The 12,445-nt window shown below is 68.3% G+C and carries 11 protein-coding genes and 1 rRNA gene; 11 read left to right on the forward strand and 1 reads right to left on the reverse strand.

The window, feature by feature from the left end:
- Window positions 1-62: 62 nt before the first annotated feature.
- A 16S ribosomal RNA gene (locus tag A4R43_RS19005) occupies window positions 63-1,582 on the reverse strand.
- 538 nt (window positions 1,583-2,120) lie between these two features.
- Here A4R43_RS19005 and A4R43_RS19010 point away from each other — a divergent pair.
- The 11 genes from A4R43_RS19010 to A4R43_RS19065 are packed head-to-tail and all read left to right on the forward strand — an operon-like array spanning window position 2,121 to window position 12,382.
- Window positions 2,121-2,909, forward strand: a complete 789-nt coding sequence (locus A4R43_RS19010; RefSeq protein ID WP_113693562.1) for an MlaE family ABC transporter permease — start codon at window positions 2,121-2,123, stop codon at window positions 2,907-2,909.
- Window positions 2,909-3,769, forward strand: a complete 861-nt coding sequence (locus A4R43_RS19015; protein WP_113693563.1) for an MlaE family ABC transporter permease — start codon at window positions 2,909-2,911, stop codon at window positions 3,767-3,769. The genes A4R43_RS19010 and A4R43_RS19015 overlap by 1 nt, the downstream gene beginning before the upstream one ends.
- Complete coding sequence (locus A4R43_RS19020; RefSeq protein WP_113693564.1) at window positions 3,766-5,037, forward strand: MCE family protein; 1,272 nt, start codon at window positions 3,766-3,768, stop codon at window positions 5,035-5,037. The genes A4R43_RS19015 and A4R43_RS19020 overlap by 4 nt, the downstream gene beginning before the upstream one ends.
- Complete coding sequence (locus tag A4R43_RS19025) at window positions 5,034-6,038, forward strand: MCE family protein (protein ID WP_113693565.1); 1,005 nt, start codon at window positions 5,034-5,036, stop codon at window positions 6,036-6,038. Before A4R43_RS19020 ends, A4R43_RS19025 begins: the two co-directional genes overlap by 4 nt.
- Window positions 6,035-7,027, forward strand: coding sequence for an MCE family protein (locus A4R43_RS19030; RefSeq protein WP_113693566.1), 993 nt, complete (start codon window positions 6,035-6,037; stop codon window positions 7,025-7,027). The genes A4R43_RS19025 and A4R43_RS19030 overlap by 4 nt, the downstream gene beginning before the upstream one ends.
- Window positions 7,024-8,124, forward strand: coding sequence for an MCE family protein (locus A4R43_RS19035; protein ID WP_113693567.1), 1,101 nt, complete (start codon window positions 7,024-7,026; stop codon window positions 8,122-8,124). The genes A4R43_RS19030 and A4R43_RS19035 overlap by 4 nt, the downstream gene beginning before the upstream one ends.
- Window positions 8,121-9,170, forward strand: coding sequence for an MCE family protein (locus A4R43_RS19040; protein ID WP_113693568.1), 1,050 nt, complete (start codon window positions 8,121-8,123; stop codon window positions 9,168-9,170). Before A4R43_RS19035 ends, A4R43_RS19040 begins: the two co-directional genes overlap by 4 nt.
- Window positions 9,170-10,381 (forward strand): MCE family protein, encoded by a 1,212-nt coding sequence (locus A4R43_RS19045; RefSeq protein ID WP_113693569.1) that lies wholly within the window; start codon window positions 9,170-9,172, stop codon window positions 10,379-10,381. Before A4R43_RS19040 ends, A4R43_RS19045 begins: the two co-directional genes overlap by 1 nt.
- The gene (locus A4R43_RS19050) at window positions 10,366-10,869 is read left to right on the forward strand and encodes a hypothetical protein (protein ID WP_113693570.1); all 504 of its coding nucleotides are present in this window, start codon (window positions 10,366-10,368) and stop codon (window positions 10,867-10,869) included. The genes A4R43_RS19045 and A4R43_RS19050 overlap by 16 nt, the downstream gene beginning before the upstream one ends.
- Window positions 10,870-10,882: 13 nt before the next feature.
- Window positions 10,883-11,590, forward strand: a complete 708-nt coding sequence (locus A4R43_RS19060) for a hypothetical protein (RefSeq protein ID WP_236809119.1) — start codon at window positions 10,883-10,885, stop codon at window positions 11,588-11,590.
- 39 nt (window positions 11,591-11,629) lie between these two features.
- Complete coding sequence (locus tag A4R43_RS19065) at window positions 11,630-12,382, forward strand: IclR family transcriptional regulator (protein ID WP_113693571.1); 753 nt, start codon at window positions 11,630-11,632, stop codon at window positions 12,380-12,382.
- Window positions 12,383-12,445: the final 63 nt, after the last annotated feature.

Genomic DNA, 12,445 nt, shown 5'->3' on the forward strand with positions numbered 1-12,445 from the left:
CACATTCGGCACTTGAACCCTGGCCACTCCCAGCCCGTGGGCTGGGATGTGTTGCTCCTTAGAAAGGAGGTGATCCAGCCGCACCTTCCGGTACGGCTACCTTGTTACGACTTCGTCCCAATCGCCAGTCCCACCTTCGACCACTCCCTCCCACAAGGGGTTGGGCCATGGGCTTCGGGTGTTACCGACTTTCATGACGTGACGGGCGGTGTGTACAAGGCCCGGGAACGTATTCACCGCAGCGTTGCTGATCTGCGATTACTAGCGACTCCGACTTCACGCAGTCGAGTTGCAGACTGCGATCCGAACTGAGACCGGCTTTAAGGGATTCGCTCCACCTCACGGTATCGCAGCCCTCTGTACCAGCCATTGTAGCATGTGTGAAGCCCTGGACATAAGGGGCATGATGACTTGACGTCATCCCCACCTTCCTCCGAGTTGACCCCGGCAGTCTCCCACGAGTCCCCGGCCGAACCGCTGGCAACATAGGATAAGGGTTGCGCTCGTTGCGGGACTTAACCCAACATCTCACGACACGAGCTGACGACAGCCATGCACCACCTGTACACCGGCCACAAGGGGGCCGACATCTCTGCCGGTTTCCAGTGCATGTCAAGCCCAGGTAAGGTTCTTCGCGTTGCATCGAATTAATCCACATGCTCCGCCGCTTGTGCGGGCCCCCGTCAATTCCTTTGAGTTTTAGCCTTGCGGCCGTACTCCCCAGGCGGGGCGCTTAATGCGTTAGCTACGGCACGGACAACGTGGAATGTCGCCCACACCTAGCGCCCAACGTTTACAGCGTGGACTACCAGGGTATCTAATCCTGTTCGCTCCCCACGCTTTCGCTCCTCAGCGTCAGTATCGGCCCAGAGACCCGCCTTCGCCACCGGTGTTCCTCCTGATATCTGCGCATTTCACCGCTACACCAGGAATTCCAGTCTCCCCTACCGAACTCAAGTCTGCCCGTATCGACCGCAAGCTGAAGGTTAAGCCTCCAGTTTTCACGGCCGACGCGACAAACCGCCTACGAGCTCTTTACGCCCAATAATTCCGGACAACGCTCGCACCCTACGTATTACCGCGGCTGCTGGCACGTAGTTAGCCGGTGCTTCTTCTACAGGTACCGTCACTTGCGCTTCGTCCCTGTCGAAAGAGGTTTACAACCCGAAGGCCGTCATCCCTCACGCGGCGTCGCTGCATCAGGCTTGCGCCCATTGTGCAATATTCCCCACTGCTGCCTCCCGTAGGAGTCTGGGCCGTGTCTCAGTCCCAGTGTGGCCGGTCGCCCTCTCAGGCCGGCTACCCGTCGTCGCCTTGGTAGGCCATCACCCCACCAACAAGCTGATAGGCCGCGGGTTCATCCCGTACCGCCGGAGCTTTCCACCACACACCATGCGATGCGCGGTCCTATCCGGTATTAGACCCCGTTTCCAGGGCTTATCCCAAAGTACAGGGCAGATTACCCACGTGTTACTCACCCGTTCGCCACTAATCCACCCCCGAAAGGGCTTCATCGTTCGACTTGCATGTGTTAAGCACGCCGCCAGCGTTCGTCCTGAGCCAGGATCAAACTCTCCAACAATGAATTTGATCTAGACTACTATCTAGTATTCCTCAAAGGAAACCCCGACGAGGGGGTTTCAATATAAGCTCTACTGGCTTAGTTCACTAGCACACTGTTGAGTTCTCAAGCAACACACGAAGTTTTGTTTCTCGCTGTCCGCCCGGTCTCCCTGGCGACGAAGAGAACATTACATGCCCGCGAACAGGCCCCGAAAAGGGGGGTCCCCTAACGCGATCTTGCCTGCTCGGAGGTGGTGCGGGCAGCCCGCACCGGCCGTCGAGAGCCACTCGAGCGCCGCCGGGGCGGGCCCGGAAGCACCCGGGCGCACCCGGGGCGGCCCCTCCAGGATGCCCGCGCACTGCTCCGTTTGCCACCCCGCGCCGGGTCTTGCTCACTTTCGGACAGCTCCCCGACGGCGGATTTGTCACTGGCGCACAAGGAAAAACGCCTTGTCAGGACCGTAATCAGCCGATCTTGCGGATCGCTTGTCGACCGCCAGGCCCGTAGTTAGCGTACTGGTCAGTAACCCTGGTCACAGCAGCCGAAAGGTGCCGGAATGAGCACGAAGACCCGCTCGTTTCCCGGCGCTGGCGCGGTCCGGGAGACCGGCAGGCTCTACGCGCTCGGCCTGGACGTGGCGCGGTCCATCTTCAAGCGGCCGTTCCAGTTCCGCGAGCTGGTGCAGCAGTTCTGGTTCATCGCCAGCGTCTCGATCCTGCCCACCGCGCTGGTCTCCATCCCGTTCGGCGCGGTCATCGCCCTGCACCTCGGCTCGCTGACCACGCAGATCGGCGCGCAGTCGTTCACCGGCGCGGCCAGCGTGCTGGCGATCATCCAGCAGGCCAGCCCGGTGGTCACCGCGCTGCTGATCGCCGGCGCCGGTGGCTCGGCGATGTGCGCCGACCTCGGCTCGCGCACCATCCGCGAGGAGATCGACGCCATGGAGGTGCTCGGCGTCTCCCCGGTGCAGCGGCTGATCGTGCCCCGCGTGCTCGCCGCGATGGCGGTGGCGGTGTTCCTCAACGGCCTGGTCAGCGTGGTCGGCGTGCTCGGCGGTTACGTGTTCAACGTGCTCATGCAGGACGGCACGCCCGGTGCCTACCTGGCCAGCTTCTCCGCGCTCGCCCAGCTCCCCGACCTGTGGATCAGCGAGATCAAGGCGCTGCTGTTCGGGTTCGTGGCCGGGATCGTGGCGGCCTACCGCGGGCTCAACCCCAAGGCCGGGCCGAAGGGCGTCGGCGACGCGGTGAACCAGTCGGTGGTCATCACCTTCCTGCTGCTGTTCCTGATGAACCTGGTGCTCAGCTCGCTGTACCTGCAGCTGGTGCCGCCGAAGGGGATGTGATGACCGAGACCGGGTTCCCGCCCGACACGCGGGTGCGGCGCGCCGGCCGCGCGATCGACCGGCGGTTCGGCTTCCTGGACACCCTGGGCGACCAGGTGCTGTTCTACCTCAAGGCGCTGGCCTGGACCCCGCGCGCGATCTTCCGCTACAGCAAGGAGATCGTCCGCCTGCTGGCCGAGGTCAGCTTCGGCAGCGGGGCGCTGGCGGTGATCGGCGGCACGATCGGCGTGATGGTCGGGATGACCGTGTTCACCGGCGCGGTGGTCGGCATCCAGGGTTACTCGGCGCTGAACCAGGTCGGCACCTCGGCCTTCGCCGGGTTCATCTCCGCCTACTTCAACACCCGCGAGATCGCGCCGCTGGTGGCGGGCATCGCGTTGTCGGCGACGGTCGGCTGCGGCTTCACCGCCCAGCTCGGCGCGATGCGCATCTCCGAGGAGATCGACGCGCTCGAGGTGATGGGCGTGCCGAGCATCCCGTACCTGGTGGCCACCCGGATCGTGGCGGGTTTCCTGGCGATCATCCCGCTCTACGCGATCGGCCTGCTCACCTCGTACGTGGCCTCGCGGCAGGTGACCATCTGGTTCTTCGGCCAGTCGGCCGGCACCTACGACCACTACTTCCAGCTGTTCCTGCCCCCGATCGACGTGCTCTGGTCGTTCCTCAAGGTGCTCGTGTTCAGCGTGATCGTGGTGCTGTCGCACTGCTACTACGGCTACCGCGCCAGCGGCGGCCCGGCCGGGGTCGGCGTGGCCGTCGGCCGCGCGGTGCGGACCGCGATCGTCGCGGTGAGCCTGCTCGACTTCTTCCTCAGCCTCGCCATCTGGGGCGCCACCACGACGGTGAAGGTGGCCGGATGAGAAAGGAACGCAGGCAGAAGTACGTGCGGCGCACGGCCGGGGTCTTCTTCCTGGCCGCCATGCTCGCGTTCGTCTCGCTGTCGGTCGCCATCTACCGCAAGGAGTTCGTCTCCTCGGTGTCGGTCACCCTGAAGACCGACCGGGTGGGCAACCAGCTCCACGTCGCGTCGGAGGTCAAGGCGCGCGGCGTGGTCGTCGGCGAGGTGCGTGAGATCCGGTCCAGTGCGAGCGGAGCGGAGATCACGCTCGCACTGGACCCGGACAAGTCGGAGAAGCTGCCGAAGAACGTCTCCGCGCTGCTCATCCCGAAGACCCTGTTCGGCGAGCGGTACGTGCAGCTGTCCATTCCCGAGCCACGCGGGCCGCGGATCGCCGAGGGCGACGTGATCAGCCAGGACCGCTCGGCGAACGCGATCGAGCTGGAGAAGGTCTACGACGACCTGCTGCCGGTGCTCAAGGCGGTGCAGCCGCAGAAGCTGTCCACCACGCTGACCGCGGTGTCCACCGCCCTGCGCGACCGCGGTGACCAGCTCGGCGACACGCTGGTGACCGCCGCCGACTACCTGGAGCGGTTCAACCCGAGCCTGCCGGAGCTGAACGAGAACATCCGCGACCTGGCCGACGTCAGCAAGCTCTACGGCGACATCGCGCCCGACCTGCTGGACTCGCTCACCGACAGCGCGGTGACCCTGCAGACGGTCGCGGAGAAGAAGCCGGACCTCGGCGCGCTCTACGGCCAGGTCACCGACTCCTCGCAGGACGTGACCACGTTCCTGCGGAACAACAAGGAAAACATCATCCGGCTCGCCGTGGACAGCCGCGAGTCGCTCGAACTCGCCGCCGCGTACTCCCCCAGTTTTCCCTGCACGCTCAAGGCGATGACCGATCTCAAGCCCGCCATGGACAAGGTGCTCGGGGCCGGTACCGACGAGCCCGGCATGCACGTGACCGCGTCGGTGACCGAGGACCGCGGTGGTTACCTGCCGGGCGTCGACGACCCGGCCTACACCGCGGGCGGTGGCCCGAAGTGCTACCCGAGCGGGGTCGCGCCGACCACCGGGACCACCGCGGCGCCGACCGGCAGCCCGGCGCACCCGCTGCTGCCCGGCGCCTCCGGTGAGCTGGGGCTGCCGAACTCACCGCAGGAACGCGAGCTGATTTCGACGCTGGTGGCGCCGCAGATCGGCGTGGCACCCGGTGACGTGGCGCCGTGGAGCAGCGTGCTGGTCGGACCGCTCTACCGGGGCACGGAGGTGACCCTTCGATGAGGAACTTCGGCGCACCGCTGGTCAAGGGCCTGCTGTTCATCCTGGTGACCACGCTCGCCACCACGCTGCTCGCGTTGTCCATCGCCAACACCGGCGTGGGCGAGGGCGACCTCTACCGCGCCCGGTTCACCGACGCGACCGCGCTCAACGCCGGTGACGACATCCGGATCTCCGGGGTGCGGGTGGGCCAGGTCGAGGAGCTGAAGGTGGTGGACCAGCACATCGCGCAGGTGACCTTCTCGGTGGACCGCGGCCGCCAGCTCCCGTCGGATCTCCGCGCCACCATCAAGTACCGCAACATGGTCGGCCAGCGGTACATCGCGCTCGAACGCGGGAAGCTGCCCGGCGCCGAGCCGATGGTGCCCGGCGACGAGATCCCGCTGGAGCGCACCACGCCGGCGCTGGACCTGACGGACCTGTTCAACGGGTTCAAGCCGCTGTTCCAGGCGTTGTCGCCGACCGACGTGAACCAGCTCTCCGGTGAGATCGTGCAGGTGCTGCAGGGCGAGGGCAGCACGGTGGAGAGCCTGCTCATGCACACCGGCGCGCTGACCAGCACGCTGGCCAGCCGGGACCAGGTGATCGGCGAGGTGATCACGAACCTGAACTCGGTGCTCCGGACCATCAACAGCAAGGGCGACCGGCTCTCCCAGGTGGTCGGCACGCTGCAGCAGCTGGTCTCCGGGCTGGCCGAGGACCGGACCGCGATCGGGGAAGCCGTGCAGGGCGTGGCGGACCTGTCCGACGCCACCGCCGGGCTGTTCGAGGTGGCCAGGCCGCCGCTGAAGGAGACCATCGCCGAACTGGGCAACGTCTCCGGCAATCTCGCCGCGCAGGAGGGCGAGCTGGACCAGTTCTTCGAGCTGCTGCCGAAGAAGCTCGAAGCGGTCGGGCGCACCGGCACCTACGGCTCGTGGCTGAACTTCTACCTGTGTGAAGCGGTGCTGACCACGGATCCACCGATCGGCTACCGGTCCGGCGAAGCGAGGTGCCAGGGATGACCTCCTTCCGCGAGCGCAACCCGTTCACCCTGGGCATCGCCGGTTCGCTGGCGATCGCCGCGATCACCGCGGCCACCTTCTACTACGAGGAACTGCCGATCGTCGGCGGCGGCACCACCTACCAGGCCGAGTTCGGCGAGGCGGCCGGGCTGCAGGAGAACGACGAGGTGCGGGTGGCCGGGATCAAGGTCGGCGAGGTCACCGAGGTCGAGCTGGACGAGGACCACGTGCTGGTCAGCTTCCGGGTGGAGGACACCTGGATCGGCAACCAGACCTCCGCCGGGATCAAGATCAAGACCCTGCTCGGCCGGAAGTTCCTGTCGCTGTACCCGATCGGTGACGGCGAGCAGGACCCGGAGACACCGATCGGCCGCGACCGCACGGTCACGCCGTACGACGTGACCGACGCCTTCAACGGGCTGTCGAACACCATCGACGCGATCGACACGAACCAGCTGGCGACCAGCTTCCGAACCCTGTCGGAGACCTTCAAGGACTCCCCCAGCCACGTCCGGACCGCGCTCGACGGGCTGACCTCGCTGTCGAAGACGGTGTCCTCGCGGGACGATGAGCTGGCCGAGCTGCTCCGGAACGCCCGGTCGGTGGCGGATTCGCTGGCCGAGTCCGGGGAGGAGTTCCAGACCCTGATCGACGACGGCAACCTGCTGCTGGCCGAGCTGGACCGGCGGCGCGAGTCGATCCACCAGCTGCTGGTCGGCGCGCAGGAACTGGGCAGGCAGCTGTCCGGGCTGGTCAAGGACAACCAGGGCCAGCTCTCCGGCGCGCTGGAGAAGCTGGACAAGGTCACCGGCGTGCTGCAGCGGCACACCGAGAACATCAAGGCCAGCCTGGAGATCGCCGGTCCCTACTTCCGGATGGTGAACAACACCATGGGCAACGGGCGCTGGGTGGACAACTACATCTGCGAGCTGGTCCCGGAGAACCGGGAGCCGTGCCTGCCACCGCAGGCGGCCGGGGGTGGGAAATGATCAGCACGAGAGCGGGCCTGCGGGCCGCCCGGATCGCCACCGTGCTGGTGGTGACGGCGCTGGTGGTGGCCGGTGCGCTGTGGTGGATCTTCTCCGGTGACGGCAGCAAGCGGATCACCGCGCTCTTCCCGCGCGCGGTCGGCGTGTACACCGGTTCCGACGTGCGCCTGCTGGGTGTGCGGATCGGGCAGGTGGAGACGGTGACCCCGGTCGGCGAGCACGTGGAGGTCACGCTCAGCGTGGACGGGCAGGCGCCGGTCGCGGCGGGCACCAAGGCGCTGGTGGTGGCGCCGAGCGTGGTGTCCGACCGGTACGTGCAGTTCTCCACGGTGGCGCGCCGGGGCGAGGCGCGGCTGACCGACGGCACGGTGATCGGCGTCGAGCGCACCGGCACGCCGGTGGAACTGGACGAGCTGTACGCCAGCCTGAACGACCTGGCCACCTCGCTCGGGCCGAAGGGCGCGAACTCCGACGGCGCGCTGTCGCAGCTGCTCGAGACGGGCGCGGCGAACCTGGACGGCAACGGCAAGGCGATCAACGAGAACATCCGCAACTTCGCCGACCTGGCGCGCACGCTGGCCGATTCGAAGGACGACCTGTTCGGCACGCTGGACCAGCTCGGCAAGTTCACCGACATGCTGGCGGCCAACGACAACGACGTGGAGACGGTGAACCAGCAGCTGGCCAGGGTGTGGCAGACGCTGTCGGCCGATCGCGAGGAGCTTTCCGGCGCGCTCACCGCGCTGGGCTCGGCGCTCGGTGAGGTGCAGGCGTTCATCCGCGACAACCGCGCCGCCATCAAGTCCAATGTGGACAAGCTGAGCCAGACCACGCAGGTGCTGGTGGACCAGCGCGCGGGGCTGGCCGAGACGCTGGACACGCTGCCGCTGGCGGCGAGCAACCTGCTCGGTGCCTTCGACGCGGATTCCGGCACCCTGCAGGGCCGCGCCTTCCTGGACGAGTACCTGAACCCGAAGAAGGTGAGCGTGCCACCGGGTATGGAGGCGCTGCCCGACGGCGCGCCGGTGCCGTCGTCCGCACCGAGCCTGCCGTTGCCCGCGTCCGGTCCGGTGTACGTGCCTGGAGGTGCGGGATGAGGCGGCGCTGGCTGGGTGTGGTGCTGGCGAGCGCGCTGCTGACCACGGCGTGCTCCGGTGACGGGTTCAAGGGCGTCTACGACCTGCCGCTGCCCGGCGGCGCCGATCTCGGCGACCACCCGTACCGCGTCACCGTGCAGTTCGCCGACGTGCTGGACCTGGTGCCGCAGGCCTCGGTGAAGGTCAACGACGTGCCGGTCGGCCGGGTGGAGACGATCCGGCTGGGTGCCGACGGCTGGACCGCCGAGGCGGTGGTCGCGGTCAACGGCGACGTGGCGCTGCCCGGCAACAGCCTGGCCCGGCTGCGCCAGTCGAGCCTGCTCGGCGAGAAGTTCGTCGAGCTGGCGGCGCCGGAGCACGCGGTCGGCGCGCTGGCCGACGGCGCGGTGATCGGGGTCGACCGGACCAACCGGAACCCCGAGTTCGAGGAGGTCTTCGGCGCGCTTTCGCTGCTGCTCAACGGCGGTGGCATCAGCCAGCTGCAGACCATCAACCAGGAGCTGACCAAGGTGCTCGACGGCAACGAGCCGGAGATCCGCACCTTCCTGTCCACTGTGGACGAACTGGTGACGAACCTGGACGCGCACTCCGGGGACATCACCGCCGCGCTGGACGGGCTGAACCAGCTCTCGGCCACGCTCGCCGACCGCGACGAGCAGATCGACGGCGCGCTGTCGAACCTCACGCCCGGCCTGGCCACGCTCGCCGAGCAGCGGGAGTCGCTGGTCTCCATGCTGCGCTCGCTCGACGAGCTGTCCACCGTGGCCATCGACACCATCAACCGCAGCAAGGACGACATGGTCGCCGACCTCCGCGCGCTCGCGCCCATTCTGGAGCGGCTCGCCGACGCCGGGCAGGACCTGCCGAACTCGCTGGAGATCCTGCCGACCTTCCCGTTCACCGATCCGGTGCTGGACGCGGTGAAGGGCGACTACATGAACATCTTCGTCACGATGGCACCCGGTGACGGCGTGGAACTGCCGCCGGACGGCCCGGTGCTGCCGCTGCCCGCGAGCGGTGACGTGCAGACGCTCGGAGGCAACTGATGCTGACCACCAGGGTCCGGGTGCAGGTGCTGGCGTTCGTGGTGGTGGCGCTGTCCGCGGTGGCGTTCATCGGCGGCAAGTACGCCGGGCTGGGGCAGTTGTTCGGCGGCAGCGGGTACGTGGTGTCGCTGCGGCTCGCGGACGGCGGCGGAGTGTTCACCAACGGCGAGGTGACCTATCGCGGGGTGGCCGTCGGGCGGGTCGGCGAACTGCGGCTGACCGACGAGGGCATGGAGGTCGACCTGCGCATCGACGGTTCGGCGCCGCCGATCCCGGTGAACTCGGCGGCCGTGGTGAGCAACCGCTCGGCGGTCGGCGAGCAGTACGTCGACCTGCAGCCGCGCACCGGCGACGGGCCGTTCCTCGAAGACGGCTCGTCGATCCCGATGGAGTCGGCCAGGGTGCCGCTGCCGGTGCAGGACCTGCTGGCCAACCTCAGCTCGCTCAACGCCTCGGTGCCGACGGACGCGCTGCGCACGGTGGTCGACGAGTTCTACGACGCCTTCCACGGCGCCGGGCCGGATCTGCAGGTGCTGCTGGACTCCTCGACCGCGTTCACCAAGACCGCGGCGGCGCACCTGCCGCAGACGCAGGAGCTGCTCACCGACGGCACGACCGTGCTCCAGACGCAGCTGGACTCGAGCGACGCGTGGAAGTCGTTCTCCAGCAACGCGAAGCTCTTCGCCGGTGAGCTGGCCAGCGCCGACGGTGACCTGCGTGCGCTGATCGGCACGGCGCCGCAGGCCGCCACGCAGATCAGCGGGCTGCTCGAGGACACCGACCCGTCGCTGTCCATCCTGCTGGCGAACCTGCTGACCACCGCGGACGTGTTCGCCACCAGGACCGCGGGCATGGAGGAGCTGTTCGCCACCATTCCGAAGGCGGTGGCGGCCACGTCGACCTCCATCGACCCGGTCAGCGGGGACCTGTCGATCGTGACGAAGCTGGTGGACCCGCCGGTGTGCAAGCAGGGTTACGAGGGCACGCAGCGGCGGACGCCGCTGGAGCTGGCTCCGCTGCCGATGAACACCGAGGCCGCGTGCACGCTGCCGAAGGGCTCGGCGAGTTCGGTGCGTGGCTCGCAGAACGCGCCGAAGGGCGGGGTGCCGCCGGTCGCGGTACCGGGCTCGGCGCTGCCGGGGCCGTTGAGCACGCCGTCGCTGCCGCAGGTTTCCACGGACATGGAGGATTTGCTGTGGCTGCCAAACTGAAGCTGGCGGTCGGCGTGCTGGTGGCCGCGGTGGTCTTCGCCGGGGTTTCCGGCTGGCTGTGGGTGAGCGCCGCGATGGACGACCACCTGTCCTACGCCCAGTCCCGCGACGACGCGCTCGCCGCGGGCCGCACGCAGATCGCCGAGCTGAACAGCCTGGACCACCACCGCGTGGACGAGGGCATCAACCGCTGGCTGGAGGTGTCCACCGGCCAGCTGCACGACGAGCTGGCGCGCACCGACGAGGCCACCCGGAAGTCGCTGCGTGAAGGCGGGACCGTGGCCACCGGCAAGGTGCTGGACGCGGCGGTGAACTCGCTCGACGACCACGCGGGCACGGCCAGGCTGCTGGCTTCGGTGGAGATCACCGTGGCGAAGGAGGGCGCGGCCACGTCGACCAAGCGGAACCGGTTCTCGGCGCAGCTGACCAGGACCGAGTCGGGCTGGAAGGTCAGTGCCATGGACCAGGTGCCCATCGGTGCCGGCTGAGGAGGAACGCGAGATGACCACCACCGAGGCCGGGGCCAGGGCCAGGGCTGCCGAAGACACCGAGGCCGCCGAGCACGCTGACATCGATCCAGCCGAGGCCGAAGCCGCCGAACCTGCCGAAGCCGCCGAGCACGCCGAGGTCGAGGCCGCTGAGGCCGAGGACGCTGAGGCCGAGGGCGCTGCGGACGCTGAGGCCGAGGCCGTCGCAGAGGGTGAAGCGCCGTCGCCACTGCCCCGGTACCTGATCGTGGCGGCGGTGGTGCTGGCCTTGCTGGGCGGCTTCTTCACCTGGCAGGCCGTCTCCCTGCGCTCCGCGGATTCGGCGTCGAACTCCGCCCTGGTCGACACCGGCGCCACGGCCGAGGTGAACTCGGCGGTCACCAACTCCCTCAACCGGATCTTCTCCTACTCCTACGACAAAACGGAGGTGACCGAGCAGGCCGCCGCCACCGCGTTGCGCGGGCGGGCGCTGGAGACCTACAACCAGCTCTTCGGTCAGGTGCGCGCGCTCGCGCCGCAGCAGAAGCTGGTGCTCACCACCCGGGTGGTCAGCTCGGCGGTGCAGTCGCTGTCCGGGGACCGCGCGCGGCTGCTGGTGTTCCTGGACCAGTCCGCCACCAGGGCCGACAACAGCTCGACCAGCGCGGCCGCCTCCCAGCTGACGGTGACCGCGGAAAAGCAGGACGGGCAGTGGGTGATCGTCGAACTGGAGCCGCGTTAGGTGATACCTTCGCGCCTCTCGTGAAGGGGCGGAGGCGGCATGGACGGTGACGAAGGCGGCGTGCGCGCCGTGCTGCGCGCGCTCGACCTGCTCGGCCTGTTCACCGAGCACCGCCGGTGGTGGAGCATCCGCGAGCTGACCGAGGCCAGCGGGCTGGCCAAGACCACGGTGATCCGGCTGGTCACCACCTGTGAGCAGCGTGGCCTGCTGTGGACCCGCGAGGACGGCCAGGTCACCGTCGGCCCTGGCCTGCTGCGCTGGGCGAAGCTCGGGCAGTCCGCCTGGCAGCTGTCCGAGCCGGTCCGCCAGGTGATGCGCGAGCTGGCCACGCAGTGCGGCGAGACGGTCAACATCTACGTCCGCAGCAGCACCGCACGGGTGTGCGTGGCGCAGCACGAAGGCCCGCAGCACATCCGGCACGTGGTCCGCGTCGGGGACGAGCTGCCGTTGTGGGCCGGGGCGGCGAGCAAGGTGCTGCTGATCGGCGTCGAGTCCACTGTGGTCGATCGGGTCGCGGCGCTTTCCCCGCACGGCAAGGAGTTCGCGGACGAGCTGCGCAAGCAGGCGGGGCTGGCGGCGATCGACGGGCACGCGGTGAGCCACGGTGAGCGCGAGTTCGGTGCCTCCGGGGTCGCCGCGCCGGTGGTCGATCGTGAGGGCCGGATCATCGCCGCGCTGGCCATCGGCGGGCCGACCACCCGGTTCAGCGAGGAGCGGGTCGCCGACTTCGTCAGCGCGGTGGTCACCTCGGCGCAGTGGATCTCCCGGCTCGGCCTCGACCCCGCAGGGTGAGCACCGTTGGAACGAGTAGGTGACCACCGCTGCCACGCTGGGTGATTCGCCTTCGCGGGCTTG

The sequence above is a fragment of the Amycolatopsis albispora genome (genome assembly GCF_003312875.1).
GTDB classification, from domain to species: Bacteria; Actinomycetota; Actinomycetes; order Mycobacteriales; family Pseudonocardiaceae; genus Amycolatopsis; species Amycolatopsis albispora.